We start from the raw sequence: 21,125 nt of genomic DNA, 5'->3' as shown, positions 1-21,125 counted from the left end.
CGACCAGTTGCCCATACGCTCCGAAATGTGACGTCATCCATGATCCGGGGCCGGCCGAGGCGCGCCACCGGGCACATAGGTGTGCGGGTGGGGCATGCGGTGCTGGGCGGGGTGACCGGGGTGGTCTGGCTGGTGTTGCCGGTGACGACGAGTACCGCTCAGGATCCGGCTCCCGTGGCGGGGAGCGGCACGGTCGCCGCGGCCGAGGCGGCGGACGGGGTGCCGGCCACCGACTACGTCCTGCCGCTCGCGGTCGTGGCCGTGGCCGGCGCGCTGGGCGGCTACGGCTACGTACGCCGGACCCGGCGGGCCCGCTCGCGCACCACCCCGGGGATCGTCTCCCCCGCGCCGCCGGCGCCGTCGGCCGTCGACCTTGAGCGGCAGGCCCGGTCCGCGCTGGTCCTCGCCGACGACTGCGTGCGGACCGGCCGGGAGGCCCTCGGGTACGTCGACGGGGGCGAGGGCGTGGCACGGGCGCTGCGGGTGGCCGAGACCGAGCTGGCGGCCGCGTTCGCGATATGGCGCCGGCACGAGGAGGGGATACCGGGGGACGCCGTCGGCCGACGGCAGGCGCTGGTCGGGGTGGTCGGGCGGTGCGCGGAGGCGGGGCGGCAACTGGACGCGGCGGCCGCGGAGTTCGACGCCGAGTGGGACGCGCGGGACGCGCTGGCGGTGGCCGAGGGGCGGTTCCGGGAGCTGGCGGGGCGGACCGGCCGGGTGGCGGGGGCGCTGGCCGAGGCGGGTGCGCGGTACGGGGCGGCCGCGATCGTGCCCGTGGTGGGATACGTCGAACAGGCCAAGGACCGGCTGGTGTTCGCGACGTCACGGCTCAACCAGGCCCGTCAGGACGCGGATTCGGGTGACGGCGCGGGGTCCCGGCGGGGGGTGCGGGCCGCCGAGGGCGCCGTGGCGCAGGCCGGGGTGCTGCTGGGCGGGGTGACACGGCTGACGCGGGAGCTGCGGACGGCGGCGGAGCTGCTGCCGGCCGCTCTGACGGGCGCGGAGGCGGAGCTGGCTGGGCTGCGGGCGACGGCGGCGCCCGCGCGGCTGACGCATGCCGACGTCGTGCTGGCCGCCGTGCGGCAGGAGGTGACCGGGGGGCTGTACGACCCGCTGGACGCCCTGCGCCGGGTGGTGCGGGCCGTGGAGGGGACGGGGGGCGGCCGGTCCGGGGTGATCGCGACGGGGGCGGAACTGGTCGCGCGGAGCGCGCTGGGGGCGGCGGACGACTTCGTGGGGACGCACCGTGGGGCGGTGGGGGCACAGGCTCGGGCGCTGCTGGCCGGGGCGCGGGGTGCGGCGCCGGCGGATGCGGACCGGCTCGCCCGGAAGGCGCGGGAGCTGGCGGAGCGGGACGTACGGGCGCACGGCAACCCGTTCGCCGGGGACGCCGCGCACGGGAGCGGGGTGGCGGGGGCGGTGCTCGGGGGTGTGCTGCGGGGGGAGGAGGCCGACGGGGGGCCGGTGGTGGCGTTCGGGGGGCCGGAGAGCCGGAGTCGGTTGGGGTAGCGCGTCAGGGGGTGCTGCGGATCGCCGTCGGGCGGCTGCGGGTGCGTGGGGGCTTGCTTGTCGCGCAGTTCCCCGCGCCCCTGAAAGCAGGGGGTTGCGCGAGCGCCTCCTCACGAGCGCGGACCGCAGCGGCATGCGCTCACCACAGCGCCCCAAAGGGGCGCGGGGGCTGCGCGACCAGCCCCCGCGGGGCCGCACCGTAAAACGGTCAGAACAGGCTGAGCAGCGCCTCCGCGGGGTCGGTCAGGCCTGTTTCACCGTCGGGCAGCGGGAGTTCGAACCACACCGTCTTCCCCCGCGGCGTCCGGCGTGAGCCCCAGGCCGCGCTGAGCAGACCGACCAGTTGCAGTCCGCGTCCGCCCTCGTCGGTGTCCCGCGCCCGGCGGCGCCTCGGCTGCACCAGGCCGGAGTCCCAGACCTCGCAGACCAGCGTGCGGTCGAGCAGCAGGCGCAGCCGTATCTCGCCCTCGCCGTACCGCAGCGCGTTGGTGACCAGCTCGCTGACCAGCAGCTCCGTCGTGTCGACCAGCGGCTCCAGGTCCCAGGTGAGGAGCTGGCCGCGGGCGTACTCGCGGGCGCGGCCCACACTGCGCGGCTCGCGCGGCAGGGTCCAGTCGCCGACCGACTCGGCCGGCAACCCCTGGACACGTGCCATCAGCAGCGCGATGTCGTCCTCGCCGTGATGCGTGTCGAGGGTGTTGAGGACGTGGTCGCAGACGTCCTCCAGGGGCCGGGAGGGGTCGGTGAGCGCGCCGACGAACGCCTGGAGGCCCTCGTCCAGGGGGTGGTCGCGGGATTCGACCAGGCCGTCGGTGTAGAGGGCGAGCAGGGAGCCCTCGGGGAGGTCCACCTCGACCTCCTCGAAGGGCTCGCCGCCGACGCCGAGCGGCATGCCGGGCGGCACGTCGAGCATCAGGGCGGCCTCGCCGGGCTCCACGAGGACGGGCGGCAGGTGGCCGGCGTTGGCGAACGTACAGCGCCTGGTGACGGAGTCGTAGACCGCGTACACGCAGGTCGCGAGGTAGACCTCGGAGAGGTCGGCGTCGCGGGGCTGGCGGGCCGTGCGGGTGGCCTGCTGGACCCCGCCGGGGGTGCCGAGGCCGCGGGCGATCTCGTCCAGCGCGGAGAGCACCTCGGCCGGTTCGAGGTCGAGCAGGGCCAGCGTGCGGACCGCGGTGCGGAGTTCACCCATCGCGACCGCCGCGCGTAGACCCCGGCCCATCACGTCTCCCACCACCAACGCCGTGCGGTGGCCGGGGAGTTCGATGACGTCGAACCAGTCGCCGCCGACCTCGGTGGCCGCGTTGCCCGGCAGGTAGCGGCAGGCGATGTCCAGGCCGGAGGCCTCCGGGTCGCCGGGCGGGAGCAGGGACCGCTGCAGTATCAGCGCGCGTTCGTGCTCGCGCCGGTAGAGGCGGGCGTTGTCGATGCAGACGGCGGCACGGGCGGCCAGCTCCACGGCGAGCTCCCGGTCGCGGTCGCCGAACGGCTCGCTGCCCTTGGTGCGGGCGAACTGGGCGAGGCCGACGACCGTGTCGTGGGCGACCATGGGTACGGCCAGCGTGGACTGGACGAGGCCGCCCTCCGCCGCCGGCACGTGCTGCGGGCGGGCGGTGCGCAGGGCGTCCGCGCACGGCGAGTTGAAGGGGTAGTGGTGGACCGCGCCGACGGCGACCGGGGCGCCGCCGCCGACGAAGGGTGCGTCGGAGACCGCGCTGGCGAAGGCGACCCGGCGCAGTTCGGCGCTGCCGTCGGCAAGTCCCGGCGGGGTCTCGTCGCCGGCCAGCAGGCCCTGGTAGAGGTCGACGGTGGCGAGGTCGCAGAAGCCGGGGACGACCACGTCGAGGAGTTCGCGGGCGGTGGTCTCCAGGTCGAGGGAGTTGCCGATGCGGGCGCCGGCCTCGTTGAGCAGGGCGAGGTTGCGCCGGGCGGCGGCGGCCTCGCGGGCGGCGGCGCGGCGCGCGGTGATGTCGAGGCCGAGCCAGGCGATGCCGATGGGGCGGCCGGTGCCGCTGTGCACCCGGTAGAGGTTGATGGACCAGTGCCGGCGTTCCTCGGAGCCCGGCACGAAGCCCGTGACGTGCATGTCGGTGATGGAGTTGCCGGTCTCCAGGACCCGCCGCAGGGTGGCCGCGACCCGCTCGGCCTCGGAGCGCGGCAGGTAGTCGTGGACGCCCTTGCCGCGGTGGTCCTCGGGGGTGCCGCCGAAGATGGAGGAGAACCGGGCGTTGGCGCGGCGGATCCGCAGGTCGGTGTCGATGAGCAGGAAGCCGAAGGGAGATTGACCGAATATCGACTGCGAGGCCGCGAGGTCGGTCTCGATGCGGCGCAGGGTGCGGACGTCGACCACGATGCACACGGCCGCGTTCTCGCCCTCGGCGGTACGGGTGGGCATGACGTAGACCTCGGCGATGCCCTCCTCGCCGCGCTCGCCGTCGGCCGTGTCGGGCATCCGGAACGGGACGACGCCGGTCCACTCCCGCCCGTCCAGGATCTCGGCCATCTTGCGCTGGCCGCGCTCGCGCAGGTCGGGGTCGACGAACGCCTCGATCGGGTCCATGCCGACGGCCCGCTCGGCGGGGATGCCGAAGATCTGCTCGGCGCGCAGGCTCCACTGCTCGACCAGGCCGCCGGCGCCGATGGAGAACGAGGCGACCTTGATGTAGTCGTAGATGGAGCCGGGCGGGCTGCTCTGCCACATGGCGTCGCCAGAGGCCGCGGCCGTCTCCGCGGTCCCCGCCCTCACGCCGTCCGACGGGTCCTCGGACTCCGTGGCCTCAGCTGGTATCTCGCTCACGCGAACCGTCCCCTCCAGCTCACCGCGCCCGGTACCGGTCACCGGGTGTGCGGCTGCCCGCAGTATCCAGCACTACGGCGCCGCCCGACACGGTGTTCACGATCACAGCACGGTCCCGACGATTTCCGGACCGTACCGTGACAACACTCCCAGTCTTCTAACCAGGGAACACGCCGTCGAATCACGTAGTCCGGCATGCGTTGATCAGCCACTCTCGTGGGTGGACCGCGGCGCACCGGGTGTACACCCGGTTCAGCCGTTTCAGCCGTTTCAGCCGGGTACGGCCAGCTCGAACCAGACCGTCTTGCCATTGTCTCCTGGGCGGGTACCCCAGCTGCGCGAGGAACCCGCCACGAGCTGGAGACCTCGGCCGCTCTCGTCGTCGGGGCTGGCGGCGCGCTCGTGCGGTGGGTCGGGAAGCGGGTCGGACACCTCGACGCGCAGGGCGTCGCCGAGCTGCGGGGGGCGGACGAGGCGGACGCCGATGGGGCCGGTGGCATGCCGGAGCGCGTTGGTGACCAGCTCGCTGACGAGCAGGGCGGCGAGGTCGGCGAGGCCGTCGAGGCCCCAGCCGCGCAGTTGGTCACGGACCGCGGTCCGGGCGGTGCGCACGGCGCCCGGCTCCGCGGGAAAGGTCCACTCGGCGGTGTCACCTTCGGTGTCGATCACACCGATCACTTCCCAGTCGCTTCCGGGGCGGCTAGCCCGGCCATATCCGGTTTCATGGGGTTAATGGGGACATACCCGATTACCGGGGGCAGTACCACGGGGGCGGGCGCACTGTGGTGCGGATGGCTTACGCCGGGGGCCGGGCGCCTACCGGCTCGGGGGGTGCGGCGGTCGCGCGGGAGCGGCTACGTCGTGGCTCGCCGCGCCCACGCGGCGGCAGCCGCACATCCAACCCAGCCACCGAAGACCCGGATCTCGCCAGATTCGGAGAGGACGAGCTGCCGCCGGACGAGCACCGCCTGCTGTTCCGGCGAACGCCGCAGGGCCTTGAGCCGCTGTGGGTGAGGCTGTCGGCGAACGGTCTTCCGAAGAAGCCGCACAGCTGGGAGGACACCGTCGTCGCGGCGAACCGGCGCATCGCCGAGAGCTGGCTGCGCAAGACCGATCCGGAGAGCCTGCTGGGCGAGTCCGAGCGTGAGCAGGTGCGGCGCGAGTGCCCACTCTGGGCCACGGCCCATCCACCGCCACGAACACCCCGACACCGAAGGAGTACCGGCATGACCGCCTGCCGCCCGCGCAATCACGACACCGAACGCGCCGCCCTGCGAGCCGCCGCCGACCGCCTCCTCGACGGCACTCCTCTGCACTCGAAGTCCGGCCGCCTGACCGTCACGGAGTTGCTGCGTGAGTCCGGCCTGCGCCGGGATGCCGTCTACGGCATTCACAAGGACCTCGTCGAGGAGTTCCAGGCCCGGGTACGGGCCCAGCACCACACCCCTGCGCTCGCCCGGTCTCTGGCCGAGGAGAACGCCGCACTGAAACAGAAGCTGGCTGAGTCCGCGTCCGCCCTGCCCAGAGAGCGCGAGACGACGGCGGCCCTGCGCCGACTGGTCGGCGAGCTCGATCTGGAACTGCACGCCGCCCGCGAGGGGGCCGACGGCGCCCACATCACCAACCTGCCTGCGCGGCGGCGACCGGTCCGCGGAGGCTGACCCCTTCAGGGCAACGCAGCTGGCGCCCCACACACACTGCATCGGCGTCGGCCACTGGCCCGAGGTGACCAAGGCAGATGCCCTTCCGCCCATAGCCACCGATACGATCACGACCATGACGGCAGTGGAACCGACCATCATCGCGACCTCCGGCGGGCACCGCGTCGGAGGGCGCACCAGGGTGATGTTTGATGGTTTGGTGCATCATGCGATCGACCTCGCCGGAGTGCACGGCCGACGCCCACGCATCATGTATGTCGGCACCGCCATCGGAGATGCCGAGCACTTCACGGCTCGCATGACCGAGGCCGCGCGAATAGCGGGGTTCGATCTCACGCCTCTGCATCTGTTCCCCATGCCCAACGTAGAGGACGTCGAAGGTTCGGTCCTCGACCACGACGTCGTCTGGGTCATGGGAGGCTCGGTGGTCAATCTGCTGGCTGTATGGAGGGCGCACGGTCTGGACCGCATCATGCACCGCGCGTGGCAGGCCGGCGTCGTGCTCAGCGGGGTCAGCGCAGGATCCATCTGCTGGTTCCAGGGAGGCGCGACCGACTCGTTCGGACCGGAACTGCGCCCGGTCACGAATGCGCTCGGGCTCCTGCCATACAGCAATGGCGTGCACTACGACTCGGACGTGGCCCGACGCCCGCTGATCCACCAGCTGGTGGCGGACGGCACCCTTCCGACGGCTCACTGCACGGACGACGGCGTCGGCCTCGTCTACCGTGGAACGGAGTTGGTGGAGGCGGTGGCAGAAGTACCGGGCAGGGGTGCCTACATAGTCAGACGCGAGGGTGACGGGGCAGCGGAGGAACGCATCGAGCCTCGCAGACTGCCCAGCCTCTGAAATCGCCCTAGGTCAGCGGGGGGAAGAGATCCTCGTCCAGCCCTGTGCCGAATGCCCACGCATCCGTACTCCTTGTGGCTCGGTCATGCCAGATCGCCACAGGACTTGAGGTCGTCGAAGAGCAACTGATCGACGGGTGGCACCTTGTCACGGTCTGCGTACGAGAACCACGCCACCTCCTCGATCTCGCTGCTCGGGGTCAATTCCCCCCGATACCCGGCGGTGTAGCAGGCCATCCGCACCACTGCGCCATCCTGGAGGCCAGGTACGTCAGCCTCGTACGTCCCCACATGGGCCACGGTCTCCACATCGAGCAGGACCGTCAGCTCTTCCTTGATCTCGCGCACCAGTGTTTCCAGGTCGCTCTCCGCACCCTCGCGCTTGCCTCCGGGGATGTAGAAGACGTCCTTGCCCCGTGGACGGGCGCACAGGATCCGACCATCCTCGATCCGTACCCAGGCGACCGTGTCGATCAGCACCGGCAGCGCCCTCCTTACTCTCGTCCCGAACCTGGCCAGGAGAGACCCTACCGAGGCGGAGCACACCGACGAGATTGGCCGATACCCAGCCGACGAACCGCACCCCGACAACCGACCTGCCTAATGAACGCCGGGGAGCTCCCAGCGGCCGGCCAGGGCGGGGGGTGCGCTGCGGCGGGCTGCGAGGAGGCGGCCGGCGTCGAGCAGGGCCGCTCCGACCACCACGATCCGTTCGCTCATGGGCCGGAGCCTACGGGAGGCTCAGTGCCGGCCGGCGTCCCCGTTGCTGTGGCCGATGCGCTCGACCCAGTAGAGCTGCTTGTGTCCGCGGTCGTCGAGACTGTCGGCGATCTTCTGCGCCTCGGCCCGGGTCGCGTACCGGCCGACGCGGTAGCGATTGCCGTTGTCGTCCTGCCGTATGACCAGCCAGGGGAGAGAGACCGTGCCTTCCGTCATCGCGCCCCTCCGCATCTCCCGGCTCCCGCCCGTCCCCGCCCCACCAAGGAAACCGCACTCCGCATATGCCCGAGCGTACGCCTAACCTTTACGCAGCGAATACGGCTTTTCACAAAGAGGTACGCAACCAGCCAGAACGGCGGGGCGCACGGCGACGAACACGCCGTCCGCGCGCCTCCCGGTGCGGGCCGCGGGCATGACGGGAAGACCCGATTGACCTGGGAGAACAGCCGGACTTCAGCGGCGGGGATCCGGTCCGCGCCCCGGCGTGACGGCGTCCGCCGCCGCAAGGGTGTGCGCTACTTCACGCTGAGGTGGTACGGGCGCTACTTCACCGGCAGGTGATAGGACGCCCGGTAGCGGTCGGCCGGGATGACGACGTCCGCGGTCTCCACCGGGCGGCCCGAGGCGTAGTACGTCCGCTGGATCACCAGGACGACATGGCCGGGGACGCCGCCCAGCACGAGCAGCTCCTCGGCGAGGCCGGGGCGGGCGCCGACCTCCTCGGTGACGTTGTCCACGACGACGTCGATGGCGCGCATCCGCTCGACCACGCCCATCCCGCCGAGCGGGCCCTCCTCGGGCAGCATCACAGGGGTGCGGCCGGTGACGGCGAGGGGCTCCCAGGAGGTGGAGAGCATCATCGGCTCGCCCGCGTCGCGGAACAGGTAGCGGGTGCACATCACGCGGTCCCCGGGGCGGATGCCGAGCCGGTCGGCGATCGCGGCACCGGCCTCGGTCTGTTCGCTGCTGGACTCCCAGGTGCCACGCGCGGCCGCGTCGGACTGCTCCTGCCGGAACGGGGTGGCACCGCCGGCCGGGCGGAAGCCCGACCGGGCCACCCGCCGGGGCACGGGCCGCTCGCGCACGTAGGTGCCGGAGCCGGAGCGGCCCTCGACCAGCCCCTCGGCCATCAGCACCTTGCGGGCCTCCAGGGCGACGGTGTCCGAGACGCCGTACTCCTCGCGGATGCGAGCCTGGGAGGGCAGCCGGGTGTGCGGCGGCAGCGAACCGTCGACGATCTTCTTGCGGAGATCACCCGCGACACGCAGATACGCCGGCTGCTCACCGAAAGTCACTGGCCGCTCCCATCAGGTTGTACAGACAGCAACAGCGTGGCAACCGTGGGTTGAGCGGTGCAAGCAAAGGCCAGAGAATCACTCGATGTGATGACATAGGGCCCGGGAAGGCTTTACGCAGGCACTTTCTCCCCGTTATGGCCGCGATCACACCTCCGCGCCGGAGTCGCTTCCTCCACCGCCGGCCCCGCCGTGCCCGGCGCCGTCCGAGGGCGGGGTCGTGGCGAGGCCCAGAGCCTTGCGCGCCGTGACGGTCCGCTGCGGGGCGAGCAGGGCCGACGCCTTGTCGTAGTGGGCGTAGTACGCGTCCGCGTCCGTGGCGCGCGCGGCCTTCGCCCACTCCGCCTTCGCCCTGCCGAGGTCCGCGACCAGGTCGGCCACCGGCCGCCGCGCGTGCGGGTCCCAGCCGTGCGCGCGCAGCATCGCGGTCTGCTTGCCGAGCGCGGTGGTCATCCGGTCCGCCCACTTCCGGTAGCCGGGCAGGTCGTCCTCGACGTACCGCGCCTCCGGGACGGTGCCGAGGGCGGAGTTGAGAACGTGCGCGGCGTCGAGGTAGACGACCTGGTCGTCGTCCAGCACACTCGCGTCGTTGCGCAGCGAGCCGGACAGGGTCCTGCCCTCGGTCGTGTTGCCGAAGACGCAGGCCACCTGCCGGTCGCCGGACCGCCAACTGTCCTCACTGGGCGTGAAGTAGTACACGCCGACGTCGCCGGGGACGGCCCAGCCGTCCATCGCGTAGCCGTCCTCCAGGGCGGAGCAGCGCCGGTCGGCCCAGTCGCCGACGCTGTCGTCGCCCGGGTAGGAGGAGCCCGTGAGCCGGTAGGTGGCGAAGACCTCGCCGTCGTGCGCCTTCGCGCAGTCCACGACGTCGACGTCGGAGACCAGGTCGCCGGTGAGCGTGCCGTCGGGGGTGTCGAAGCAGTCGCCGGTGGCGAGCGAGAGGCTGGCGCTGTCGTGCACGCCCTCCTTGACGCCGTCCCAGAACTCGCCGGCCCCGCCGGAGGCCAGCAGCAGCACCCACAGGGCCAGCCCGAGCGACGAGAAGACCGACCCGACGACCGCCATCGCCGTGCCCCGCTCACCGCGCCTGCGGATCTGGCTCAGCCCGATCAGCCCCAGCACCAGTCCGACCCCCGGCAGGCAGCACAGCAGCCCGAGCACCAGAGAGGCGATGGCGAGCCCGTTGACGGGCGGCTGGGGGACGGGGGGCCCGTACCCCTGCCCCCATTGCTGGTACGGCCCCGGATACGGCGCGGGCGGCTGCTGCGCGTACGGCCCCTGCGGGTGGTGCGGGTACTGCGGCCGGCCCGACTGAGGCGGTGGGTAGGGCCCTTGTGGCTGGTGGGGGCCGGGGGGCGGAGGTATGGACACCGGTACCGTGCTCCTGAGGGGGCGTCGGGCCGCGGGGAAACGCACGGCTGAACTGATGTACGACTGGGCGCATCGTAAGCGCGCCGTGAACGGGGGCGTCATGAGGGTGGGGAAGGCGGCCGTCGTGCGGCGGGCCGGCGAACGCACCGGGCTCCTTCGTGGCCGGCCACCGCTCCGCCTCGCCCGCCCCGCACCGGCACCGCCGGCTCGCCCTCGCGGCGGGCCGGGCGACGGATCCTCTCCCTTCCGCGAACACTCCTGGGAGCACGACGAATGAACGACACCGTCCGCGCCGTCAACGCGCTCACCGCTCGCTGGGCCCTGCAGACCAGACAGGGCACGGTCTTCTCGGCGGCCGGTGTCTGGCCGCTGCTGGCCTTCCTCGCCGACGGCGCCACGGGCCCGGCCCGGGACGAGCTGACCCGGGCCGTGGGACTGCAAGCGGACCAGGCCGCCGCCGGTGCGCGGGAGTTACTCGCCGGGCTCGACTCGATGCCGGGCGTCGGAGCGGCACTGGGGCTGTGGACCGACCGGGCGCTGGAACCGCGCGAGCCGTGGGCGGCGGGGCTGCCCGCGGACGCGCTCGGGGTGCTCGGCCCCGATCCCGCGGCCTCCCGGGAGGCGCTGGACGCGTGGGCGGCCGAACGCACCGAGGGGCTGGTCGAACGCCTGCCGGTCCGGCTCGCCGACGACGCCCGGCTGGTGCTGGCGACCGCGCTGGCGCTGCGCACGCGATGGCAGCACCCGTTCGGTGAGACGGTGCTGCGGCCCGGCTCCGGGCCCTGGCAGGGCCGTACCCTGGCCGGTCTGCGGCGCAGCAGCGTCCGGCTCGACCGGATCTGCGTGACCGCGGGCCCGGACGGGGACGTCACCACGCTGAAGGTGCTCGGCGACAACGGCCTCGACGTGCACCTGGTGCTCGGCGCGGAGGGGATGTCCCCGGGGCAGGTGCTGCACACCGGCATCGGCGTCCTGGAGCGGACCCTGCCGGTGACGACCGGCGGACAGCTCCCCTACGGACCCGCGGGGCCGGGCGTGGTCGTGGAACGCCGGCCCTCCGTCGCCCCGGACCCGATCCGGCTCGACGTGACCACCCCGGGCTTCACGGTCCGCGCCGATCACGATCTCCTGCAGCATCACGGGCTGTTCGGGCTCTCCACGGCCGCGGACGCCCGCGAGGGGCACTTCCCCGGGATCAGCGCCGCCCCGCTCGCCATCGGTGCGGCGGGGCAGTCCGCGGTCGCGGAGTTCGGTCCGCTGGGCTTCCGGGCCGCCGCGGTCACCGCCGTGGTGGCGGCGCCGGGCGGCGCGCCGCCGCACCACCGGCACGAGTCGACCGTCGTGCGGGTCACCCTCGACCGGCCGTTCGGCTTCCTCGCCGTGCACCGCGGGACCCGGCTGGTCCTGGCGGCGGGCTGGGTGACGGAGCCGACGGCGGCGGGCTGAGCGCGCACGCCGGCGCCGTGCCGTCGGCTGCCGCTCCGGCCGACCCCCCTCCCCCGCAGGCGAGTTCGGAGCCCGGCCGGCGGACTGTCAGAACTGTTCCTGAGCGCCCGCCCTGAGGCGCAGTCTGATCGTGCGGGCTTCGGGGCGCAGCGCGAACTCGGGCCACACGTCGGGTCCGCAGGCCCGGGAGCCGAGGCCGTGCTGGGCCGCGTCGACGATGAGGTGGCTGGTGCCGGACTCCGGCAGTTCGTGCGGGTGGGCGGCGCGCGCGAGCTGCTGCGGGGTGTGCCGGGTGAGGGTGAAGCCGGGGCGGCGCCCACGGGTGTCGGGGAGTGCCTCGACGCGCAGCGCCGCGGTGGCCCCGCTGGTCAGCGTCAGCCGGCGGAACCCGGAGCGGTGGCCGGTCTCCTGGGGGCGGGCGTAGTCCACCGACAGGTCGTGGACGGTCGCCCGGAAGCGGCCCACGCGGGCCGCCCGCATGCTGTCCGGGTAGGACTCCAGGGGGCCCAGGCCGAACCACTCGGCGCCGTCCACCGGGGCCGTGCCGTCGGGCAGTTCGAAGCGGACGCCGATCCGGGGCCAGACCGTCGCCCAGCCGCGCGAGGGCTCGATCTCGACGCGCAGTTCCAGCTCGCCGTCCTCGACCGACCAGAGCGACTCCACCGTCACCGAGAGCACCGAGTCGGCGGCGGAGACCCGGTCGACGGTGCGCAGGGCGTCCGTGGCGTGTTCCACGCTGACGCGCCGGGTGGTGAGGCGGTCGAGTCCGTCCCGGCGCCACAGGGCGGCGCTGGACACGTCGGCCGTGCTGGCGTCGCTGCCCTCCAGCCGGTCGGCGGTGCCCTCGTCGTTGTCCGTGGGCGCACGGAACAGTTCCAGCCGGGGGCCGGTCACGGGACGTCCGGCGAGGCGGGTGAGGGTGCCGCCGGTGAACTCGGCGATGCCGAGCGTGCGGTTCCCCTGGTCCGGCCGCCAGCCCGACCGGGGGCGGACGGCGGGCACCGGACGCCGTACCGAGCGGTCCAGTTGGGCACTGGCGACCTCGTGCCCGGCGGGCGCCCAGGCCGTGTCCGCCGCCAGCACCGCCTCGACGGTCAGCCAGGTCTCGGCGTCCGCGGCCACCGCGACCGGGGGCAGCGGGACCCGGCCCGACTCGCCCGCCGCGAGCAGGGGCGGCTCCAGTTCGCCCGCCTCCACGGGGACGCCGTCGTGCTCGACGCGCCAGCGGAAGCGCAGGTCGGAGGTGTCGGCCGAGTGCCGCAGGTTGGTGATGACGAGCTTGTCGCCGTCGAAGGCGAACCGGATCGGCTGGACGACCGCCTTGAACTCGTGGAGGCCGGGCGTCGGCACGTCGTCGCTGAGCACCATCCCGTCCATCACGAAGTTGCCGTCGTGCACGACCTCCCCGAAGTCGCCGCCGTAGGCGTAGTACGGCGTCCCGTCGGGGGCGGTGGCCAGGATGCCGTGGTCGCGCCACTCCCAGACGAAGCCGCCGTGCAGTCGCGGGAACCGGTGGACGAGGGCCTCGTACTGGTCGAGGGCGCCCGGCCCGTTGCCCATGGCGTGGGCGTACTCGCAGAGCAGGAACGGCTTGGTGCGCTGCCGGGCGCCCTGGGCGGGGGTGCAGCCGAGCAGCGGAGCGCGGGAGCCGTCGGTGCCGATCTGCTCGGTCTCCGGCACCGTCGCGTACATCCGGGAGTAGACGTCGGTGTAGTCGCCGGTGTAGTCGCCCTCGTAGTGGACGGGCCGCTCGGGGTCACGGGCGTGCACCCAGGCGGACATGGCGGCGAGGTTGGCCCCGGTGCCCGACTCGTTGCCGAGCGACCACATCACGATGCCGGGGTGGTTCTTGTCCCGCTCGACGGTGCGCTCGATGCGGTCCAGGCAGGCCGCGCGCCAGGCGGGGTCGTCGGCCGGGTTGCCGGCCCAGCCGCCCTTCTCGAAGCCGTGGGTCTCCAGGTCGCACTCCAGGACGACCCAGAAGCCGAGTTCGTCGGCGAGGTCGAGCAGTCGGGGGTGCGGCGGGTAGTGGCTGGTGCGGATGGCGTTCACGTTGAACCGCTTCATCCGGGCCAGGTCCGCGCGGGCGTGCGCCTCGTCGAAGACCCGGCCGCGCTCGGGGTGGGTCTCGTGCCGGTTCATGCCGTGGAAGACGACCCGGCGGCCGTTGACCAGGAACTGGTCGCCGCGGATCTCGACGGTGCGGAAGCCGAGCCGCAGGGCGACGGTCTCGGCGGCCGAGGAGACGGTCGCGTCGTAGAGCCGGGGCCGCTCGGCCGACCACGGCTCCACTTCCGGGACGTCGACGGGCGCCACGTCGGCCGCCGTCTCCCAGACCCGCTCCACGCCCAGTTCCGGGATGCGCAGGGTGACCGGGAACGCGGCCGCGCGGGCGGTGACCTCCGGCTCGACGCGGCCGCGCCCGCCGTCGTAGCCGGTGCGCAGCCAGACGTCCTCGATGCCGCCGGCCGGGCGGGCGAGCAGGGTGACGTCCCGGAAGATGCCGGGCAGCCACCACTGGTCCTGGTCCTCCAGGTAGCTGGCAGCCGACCACTGGTGGACCCGGACGGCGACGACGTTGTCACCGGGGCGGACCGCGGACGTCACGTCGAACTCGTGGGCCAGCCGGCTGCCGCTCGCGCCGCCGATCTCGACGCCGTTCACCCACACCCGGAACAGCGACTCCACGCCGTCGAACCGCAGGACGACCCGCTCGGCGTCCCGCCAGTCGGCGGGGAGGTCGAAGTGGCGGCGGTAGTCGCCGGTGGGGTTCTCGTCGGGGACGTGCGGCGGGTCGATCGGGAACGGGTACTGGACGTTGGTGTAGATCGGCCGGCCGTGGGCGCCGTCGCCTTCCAGCACCCAGTGCGCGGGCACCGGGATGCCGCCCCAGGCCCGGTCGTCGAAGTCCTCGGCCGCGAACTCCTCGCTCACGGCGGCCGTGGGCGACAGCCGGAAGCGCCAGGGGCCGTTCAGCGAGCGGGACGGGGCGTCGGAGTGCAGCCAGGAGCGGGCCGGGCGCAGGGCGCCGTGCCAGGGGGCGGGGTCCGACACGTGGGCGCGGGGCTCGGAGGGCGACGGGGAGAGCGACTCGGAGGGCAAGGCGTCACAACTTTCTCGATGCCGGCGGAAGAGGCCGAGGACGAGTTCGAACGGGTTCCGTGAGCGGTATCGTGAGCGCTCACGGGAGCGGTAACGGGAAGCGGTTCGGAGTCTGGGCTCCGGAAGGACGGAGTGTCAAGGCGTCGGCCCGGCGGGGCATACTCGGTGTCCCTGCGACGCTGGCGCGTCGGCGATTACGCGGAGGTGAGTCATGGCGTCGTCGGGGACCGGGACCCGTAGGGTCACGATCGACGATGTGGCAAGGGCCGCGGGCGTGTCCCGGCAGACCGTGTCCCGGGCGCTCAACGACAAGGGCGAGATCGGCGTCTCCACCAAGCAGCGCGTCCTCGACACCGCCCTCGCGCTCGGCTACCGGCCCAGCCGGTTCGCCCGGGGGCTGGTCCGGCAGGACACCGTCAGCGTCGGCCTGGTGATCCCCGACCTGCTCAACCCGTTCTTCACCGAGGTCGCCGCGGCCGCGCTGGAGGCGGCCCGGGACCGCGGCTGGCACGTCGTCGTGTACGACACCGGCGACCGGGCCGAGGAGGAGCGGGGCACGCTGGAGGTGATCGCGTCCCAGGTCGACGCCGTGGTGGGCTATCTCCACCTGCCCGAGGACGAGATCGACAGGCTGACCCGGGGACTGCCCGTGGTGCTCATCGACCGCGAACCCCGCACCCCGCGGTTCAGCTCGATCCGGATCGACGGCGAGCAGGGGGTGCACGCGGCGATCAGGCACCTGGCCGAGGCGGGACACCGGCGCATCGGCATGCTCGACCACGCCGACCGCCCTGACCACTCCGCCCGTTCCGGCCGCCCCGAACCGAGCATCCGGCACCGGTGGTTCGACGCCGCGATGGCCGCGTGCGGACTGGAGGCGGGCTCCGTGGCCCGCGCCGACCAGAGCGTCGAGGGCGGGGAGAGCGCGCTCCGGGAACTCCTCAGCCGCCGCCCGGACCTCACCGCCGTCTTCGCGTTCAACGACATCATCGCCATCGGAGCCCTGCGCGCCGCCCGCGCGACCGGCAGGCAGGTCCCCCGGGACCTCGCCGTGATCGGCTTCGACGGTCTGCGGCTGGGCACGCTCGTCGAGCCCCCGCTGACCACGGTGGCCCTGGACACCCGCCGCCTCGGCGCGCTCACCGTCGAACAGGCGGCCCGGATGCTGACCGGCGACGACCCTCTGCCCGCCGACGAGTTGACGGTGGGGGCGGAGCTGCGGCTGAGGGGGTCGGCGTAGCCGACGGTGCGCGTGACGGTGATCAGGGACGGTGGCCGGGGGCGGTGGCCAGGGACGGTGATGCGGAACGGTGGCCGGGGGCGGGCGCCGGGAACGGTGGTCGGGGGCGGTGGCCGGGGAGGGTGCTGAGGGACGGGCAGCGGCGGCCGGCCACCACACGTCGGGGCCGGGCCGTGACCGACCGTGCTCCTACGCGTTCGGCCCGGTGACGAGGTCACCGTTCGTGTCGTAGGGCCAGGCGTTGGCGAGGCAGCCGTGCAGGCCCTTGATCTGCTGCATCATCACGGGAGCGAGCCGCCCGGGACCGGGACAGGTCTGGTGCGTGTAGCCCAGGAAGTGCCCCATCTCGTGGTTGATGATCAACGCCCGGTAGTCGTGGATCGGGCCGTCGAACATGGGCGAGCCCTCGACCCAGCGCCTGAGGTTCACCACCACCCCGTCGGGGACCTCGCAGTTGTACTCGCCGTGCGTGTCCTGGTGAATGCCCGCCCAGCACAGGGCGTCAGCCGTTCCCGGAGTGGCGATCCGCACCTTCAGGTCGTACGGCTCACCCGCCCCCACCAGCTGGAACGCGGAGACACCGTCGCGGGTCCAGCCCCGGGGGGCGGCGAGTATGCGGGCGATCTCGTCCGCCGCCCGGGACGGGGCGATGCCGAGCCCGCTCTCGACCTGCACCACGTACCGGAGCGGACGCCTGCCCGCACCGACCTTCGCGCCGCCGGCCCGAGCGGTGACGAAGGTGCCGGGACCCGTGGCGGGGACGTCGAGACCGGTGGCGGTCGCCGTCGGCGTGGCCTCGGCGGCCGGGGTGGTCCTGGGGCCCGGAGCCGCCTTGCGACGCGGGGTCGCTTCGGGGGAGGGAGCCGCTGCGGGCGGCGGGGGAACGCGGGCCGTACTCCGTGCGCGCGGCTCGGCGCGGGACGCGTCGCCGCGCCCGCCGTCCAGGAAGTACACCGCCGACCCGAGCAGGCCACCCACCACCAGGAGGACGATCAGCCGGCCCAGGCCCAGGCCCAGGCCCAAGCCGCGGCCTCGGCCCCGACTGCGGCCCCGGCCCCGGCCGACGCCACGGCGGGATTCACGGCGGCGTGCGGACCTGCGACGGCCACCGCCGCGAGAGGACCGGTGGTGGTGGCCGTCGTCGCGCCGGGACACCGCAGCGCTGCGGTCGGCCCCCGCGGACTCCCGTTCTCGTACCGGATGCATGACGCTCAGGCTGGGCACCGCACATGATGGCAATGAGCCCGGATAATCACGAAACGATAACGAACGAGACCGAAACGTCACCGTCGCCCGCGGTCCTGGGCCCCTTCGGCGGCGGCCGCACGACGCCCGCGGTGCGCCCGTCCGGGGATGCCCGGGGATGCCCGAGGGGGCGACGCCGGTCAGGTCGGTCCGACGTCCGCCCAGGCGACGAGGTCGCCCGACGGCTCCCGGAGCAGGCCGACGCAGACCTGGGCGAACAGCCCAGCGCCGGGCACGCGGCAGCCCCCGGACGGCTCGGCACGGTACGGGAGTCGAGCCGGACGCGCGTCGCGAGAGGCCGTGGAGGACGGTGCAACCAGGTCACGTGGGGCGGATGGTGTGATTTGATGCGCGGGCCGCGACCGCGCGCCGTGTCCTTCCCTGTGGGGAGGCCGGTTGAGGCGCCGGGCGGCTCAGGGGCGGGCGATCGCGTGGGGAGCGCGGTCGCGGGCACTGCGTGTGCCCGGCATCGGAGGGGGTTCTCGTCGTGGGTGCTGACAGACGCGGCGGCATAGGGAAGAGACCGAGGAGCGGGACCGGGTGGCGCGGGCTGGTGCTCGCGGTGACGGGCGCGTTGACGGCGGGGCTGGTCGGCGTGGGGGTGTCACAGGCGCGGGCCAGCGAGACCACCGGGTCGGTGGACTCGCTGCGGACCGGCTGGGACCAGGGTGAGGACGGCCTGAGCGCGGCGGACGTGCAGTCGTCCTCGTTCGGGCAGTTGTGGAAGGCCCCGGCCCAGCTGGACGGGCAGATCTACGCGCAGCCGATCGTGGTCGGCGCCACGGTGGTGGCGGTCACCGAGAACAACGTGGCCTACGGCCTGGACCGGACCACCGGCGCCGTGCAGTGGAAGCGGAACTTCGGGCCCGCGTGGCCGGCCGCAACGCTCAGCTGCGGCGACCTGGCGCCGAACGTCGGCAGCACCGGCACGCCCGTGTACGACCCGGCGACCGGCGCGGTCTACCTGACGACCAAGGTCGACGACGGCCCGAACGCGCTCAATCCGCACTGGTACATGCACGCGCTCGACCCGGTCACCGGCGCGGAGAAGCAGGGCTTTCCCGTGACGATCCAGGGCTCGGCGTCCAACGACCCGGGCCAGTCGTTCCTGCCCGCGTACGAGATGCAGCGGCCGGGGCTGCTGCTGCTCGACGGGGTCGTGTACGCGGGCTTCGGCGGGCACTGCGACGCCAAGCCGTACCGCGGCTACGTGGTCGGCGTCAGCACCACCTCGCCCTCGGTGACCTCGATGTGGGCGACGGAGACCGGCGCCAGCAACAGCGGCGCCGGCATCTGGCAGTCCGGCGGCGGGCTGGTCTCCGACGGCCCCGGCCGGATCTTCGTGGCCACCGGCAACGGCGTCAGCCCGGCCCCCGGTCCGGGCACCTCGCCGCCCGGCACGCTCGCGGAGTCGGTGGTCCGGCTCCAGGTGCAGCCGGACAAGAGCCTGAAGGCCGCGGACTTCTTCAGCCCGTCCAACGCGCCGACGCTCGACCAGCTCGACACCGACCTGGCCTCCGGGGGCCCGGTGGGCCTGCCGGACGGCTTCGGCACCGCCTCACACCCGCATCTGCTGGTGCAGCAGGGCAAGGACGGCCGGGTGTTCCTGCTGGACCGCGACCACCTCGGCGGGCGCTCGCAGGGCCCCGGCGGAACGGACGCGGTCGTCGGCGTCACCGGGCCGCTGAAGGGCCAGTGGGGCCACCCGGCGGTCTGGGGCGGTGACGGCGGCTACGTGTACGTCGTCGGCAACGGCGGCTCGCTGACGGCCCTGCACCGCGGCGTGACCGCCAAGGGCGACCCGGCGCTGAGCGTCGCGGGCGCGAGCCAGGACTCCTTCCCCTACACCAGCGGCTCGCCGGTGGTCACCTCCGACGGGACCCGCTCGGGCAGCGCCCTGGTGTGGGTCGTGTGGTCGGGCGGCCCGACGGGCGTGGGTGCCCAACTGCGCGCCTACAACCCGGTGCCGGACGCGAACGGCGTCCTGAGGCTGGTGTGGTCCGCGCCGATCGGCACCGCGTCGAAGTTCGCCGTCCCGGCGACCGACGGCAACCAGGTGTTCGTCGGGACCCGCGACGGCAAGGTCTACGCGTACGGCAACCCGGTGGGCAGCCCGCTCAAGGGCGGACCGGTCGACTTCGGGACGGCGCAGGTCGGCGCCACGGCGAGCACCGACGTCGTCCTGACGGAGAACCAGAGCCCGTCCAGGGCGCTGGCGATCGGGTCGGTGAGCGTCGAGGGCCCGTTCACCGCGGACACCTCGTCACTGCCGGCCTCGATCCCGGCCGGCGGGCAGCTCACCGTGCCGGTCACCTTCCGGCCGACCGCGGTCCTGGGCGCGAGCGGCACGCTCACCGTCGCCACGGGCGCGGGCACGTTCGCGCTGAGCCTGCACGGCGTCGGGACGAAGGCCGGGCTGGCCGCCTTCCCGGGCACGGTGTCCTTCGCCAACCAGCCGACCGGGACCGCGGCCACGGCGAACGTCCAGGTGACCAACACCGGCACCGAGCCGGAGACCATCACCTCCGTCGCCTCGCCCACCGGGCCGTTCAGCGCGGACAACCTGCCGAGCGCCGACCCGGCGGACCCGACGGTCGTCCCGGCCCAGGGCTCGGTCGTGCTCCGCGTCGGCTACGCGCCCACGGCCACCGGCCGGCACTCCTCGTCGATCACGCTGACGAGCACCAGCGGCACGCTGACCATCCCGGTCGAGGGCAACGCGATCAGCGGCCAGGGGCACCTGCTGCTCACTCCCCCGTCGCTGGCGTTCGGCGGGGTCACCCGCGGCAGGTCGGTCACCAAGGCGTTCACCCTCACCAACTCGGGGAACGTGCCCGTCACGATCACCAAGGCGAAGGCACCGGCCGGCGTGTTCACCAGCGCTGACCCGCTGCCGGAGGGCCTGGTCATCGGTCCCGAGCAGAGCGTGCGGCAGACCGTGACCTTCTCGCCGACCACCGTCGGCGCCCGGTCGGCGTCCTACGAGATCACCGGCGACGCCGGGCAGGGCGCGATGCTGGAGCCGCTCAGCGGCACAGGCACCCCGCCGCCGGCGCAGCTGGGCACGCTGCTGGCGCGGGACACCTCCGGCACGCTGTGGCAGTACCACGGCACGGGCGTGCCGACGGCGCCCCTCGCGCGGCGCCTCGCGGTCGGCCCCGGCTGGAACACGTACAACCTGATCACCAGCGTCTCGCGGGTGATGTCGGACGGCAGCGGCTCGGTCGTGGCCCGCGACGGCACGGGCACGCTGTGGCTGTACCAGGGGACCGGCAAGGCGGCGGCGCCGTTCGCGGCCCGTCGGAAGGTCGGGCCGGGCTGGGGCGGTTACACCGCGCTGACCGGTGCGGGTGACGTGACGGGCGACGGCAGGGCCGACCTGCTCGCCCGCGACACCAGGGGCAACCTGTGGCTCTACCGAGGCACGGGCAACGCCGCCACCCCCTTCGCCGCCCGTACCAGGATCGGCACGGGCTGGACCACGTACAACACGCTGACCGGTGCGGGTGACGTGACGGGCGACGGCAGGGCCGACCTGCTCGCCCGCGACACCAAGGGCAACCTGTGGCTCTACCGGGGCACCGGCCACGCCGCCGCCCCGTTCGCCGCGCGCACCCTGATCGGCGGAGGCTGGAAGACCTACAACGCCCTCGCCGGACCACGCGACATCACCGGCGACGGCAGGGCCGACCTGCTCGCCCGCGACAGCGCGGGCACGCTGTGGCTCTACCGGGGCACCGGCCACGCCGCCGCACCGTACGCGGCACGCGTCAGCGTCGGCCCCGGCTGGAAGACCTACAACTCCCTGATCTAGAACCCAGGGCCGAGGGAACGGGCGGGGGGGGGGGGGGGGGCGGTCTGTGCGGGGCGATCGAGACGTGCGACGGCGA

General features: G+C 73.7%; 14 protein-coding genes and 1 pseudogene. 6 read left to right on the top strand and 9 right to left on the bottom strand.

Annotated features, from left to right (window positions below):
* Positions 1-27: 27 nt before the first annotated feature.
* Positions 28-1,509, top strand: a complete 1,482-nt coding sequence (locus AB0M11_RS33880) for a hypothetical protein (protein WP_365711958.1) — start codon at positions 28-30, stop codon at positions 1,507-1,509.
* 208 nt (positions 1,510-1,717) lie between these two features.
* Here AB0M11_RS33880 and AB0M11_RS33875 read toward each other — a convergent pair whose 3' ends face one another.
* Together AB0M11_RS33875 and AB0M11_RS33870 are read right to left on the bottom strand one after the other, a co-directional pair.
* Complete coding sequence (locus tag AB0M11_RS33875; protein ID WP_365711957.1) at positions 1,718-4,306, bottom strand: SpoIIE family protein phosphatase; 2,589 nt, start codon at positions 4,304-4,306, stop codon at positions 1,718-1,720.
* Positions 4,307-4,576: 270 nt separating this feature from the next.
* Positions 4,577-4,984, bottom strand: coding sequence for an ATP-binding protein (locus AB0M11_RS33870; protein ID WP_365711956.1), 408 nt, complete (start codon positions 4,982-4,984; stop codon positions 4,577-4,579).
* A gap of 548 nt (positions 4,985-5,532) precedes the next feature.
* Between AB0M11_RS33870 and AB0M11_RS33865 the strand changes: the two genes are divergently transcribed.
* Both AB0M11_RS33865 and AB0M11_RS33860 read left to right on the top strand, forming a co-directional pair.
* On the top strand, positions 5,533-5,967 hold the full coding sequence (locus AB0M11_RS33865; protein ID WP_365711955.1) for a hypothetical protein: 435 nt from the start codon (positions 5,533-5,535) through the stop codon (positions 5,965-5,967).
* A 115-nt stretch (positions 5,968-6,082) separates the two neighbouring features.
* The gene (locus tag AB0M11_RS33860) at positions 6,083-6,817 is read left to right on the top strand and encodes a peptidase E (RefSeq protein ID WP_365711954.1); all 735 of its coding nucleotides are present in this window, start codon (positions 6,083-6,085) and stop codon (positions 6,815-6,817) included.
* An 83-nt stretch (positions 6,818-6,900) separates the two neighbouring features.
* On the opposite strand, the gene AB0M11_RS33855 is transcribed toward AB0M11_RS33860, so the two are convergent.
* From AB0M11_RS33855 to AB0M11_RS33835, 5 genes and pseudogenes are all read right to left on the bottom strand, one after another.
* Positions 6,901-7,302 (bottom strand): NUDIX domain-containing protein, encoded by a 402-nt coding sequence (locus tag AB0M11_RS33855; RefSeq protein ID WP_365711970.1) that lies wholly within the window; start codon positions 7,300-7,302, stop codon positions 6,901-6,903.
* A gap of 123 nt (positions 7,303-7,425) precedes the next feature.
* Positions 7,426-7,536, bottom strand: a pseudogene (locus tag AB0M11_RS33850) (DNA mismatch repair protein MutT); the annotation flags it as partial.
* A gap of 21 nt (positions 7,537-7,557) precedes the next feature.
* The gene (locus AB0M11_RS33845) at positions 7,558-7,752 is read right to left on the bottom strand and encodes an SPOR domain-containing protein (protein WP_365711953.1); all 195 of its coding nucleotides are present in this window, start codon (positions 7,750-7,752) and stop codon (positions 7,558-7,560) included.
* Between the two features lie 326 nt (positions 7,753-8,078).
* A complete protein-coding gene (locus tag AB0M11_RS33840; protein WP_365711952.1) occupies positions 8,079-8,831 on the bottom strand; it encodes a GntR family transcriptional regulator in 753 nt (250 codons plus the stop codon).
* A gap of 147 nt (positions 8,832-8,978) precedes the next feature.
* Positions 8,979-10,202 carry a DUF4190 domain-containing protein gene (locus AB0M11_RS33835; protein WP_365711951.1) on the bottom strand — a complete coding sequence of 408 codons (1,224 nt, stop codon included), beginning with the start codon at positions 10,200-10,202 and terminating at the stop codon, positions 8,979-8,981.
* A gap of 273 nt (positions 10,203-10,475) precedes the next feature.
* Between AB0M11_RS33835 and AB0M11_RS33830 the strand changes: the two genes are divergently transcribed.
* Positions 10,476-11,648 (top strand): serpin family protein, encoded by a 1,173-nt coding sequence (locus tag AB0M11_RS33830; RefSeq protein ID WP_365711950.1) that lies wholly within the window; start codon positions 10,476-10,478, stop codon positions 11,646-11,648.
* An 87-nt stretch (positions 11,649-11,735) separates the two neighbouring features.
* Here AB0M11_RS33830 and AB0M11_RS33825 read toward each other — a convergent pair whose 3' ends face one another.
* Complete coding sequence (locus tag AB0M11_RS33825) at positions 11,736-14,702, bottom strand: glycoside hydrolase family 2 TIM barrel-domain containing protein (RefSeq protein ID WP_365711969.1); 2,967 nt, start codon at positions 14,700-14,702, stop codon at positions 11,736-11,738.
* A gap of 259 nt (positions 14,703-14,961) precedes the next feature.
* On the opposite strand from AB0M11_RS33825, the gene AB0M11_RS33820 reads away from it, so the two are divergent.
* On the top strand, positions 14,962-15,990 hold the full coding sequence (locus AB0M11_RS33820) for a LacI family DNA-binding transcriptional regulator (protein ID WP_365711949.1): 1,029 nt from the start codon (positions 14,962-14,964) through the stop codon (positions 15,988-15,990).
* A gap of 189 nt (positions 15,991-16,179) precedes the next feature.
* On the opposite strand, the gene AB0M11_RS33815 is transcribed toward AB0M11_RS33820, so the two are convergent.
* On the bottom strand, positions 16,180-17,013 hold the full coding sequence (locus tag AB0M11_RS33815; RefSeq protein WP_365711948.1) for a DUF3152 domain-containing protein: 834 nt from the start codon (positions 17,011-17,013) through the stop codon (positions 16,180-16,182).
* A gap of 775 nt (positions 17,014-17,788) precedes the next feature.
* On the opposite strand from AB0M11_RS33815, the gene AB0M11_RS33810 reads away from it, so the two are divergent.
* The gene (locus tag AB0M11_RS33810) at positions 17,789-21,049 is read left to right on the top strand and encodes a choice-of-anchor D domain-containing protein (RefSeq protein ID WP_365711947.1); all 3,261 of its coding nucleotides are present in this window, start codon (positions 17,789-17,791) and stop codon (positions 21,047-21,049) included.
* The last annotated feature ends 76 nt before the right edge of the window (positions 21,050-21,125 follow it).

Origin of the sequence: Streptomyces sp. NPDC051987 (genome assembly GCF_040680735.1) — a bacterium.
In the GTDB taxonomy this organism is placed as follows: domain Bacteria; phylum Actinomycetota; class Actinomycetes; order Streptomycetales; family Streptomycetaceae; genus Streptomyces.
This window is presented reverse-complemented; position numbering and strand designations above follow the sequence as displayed.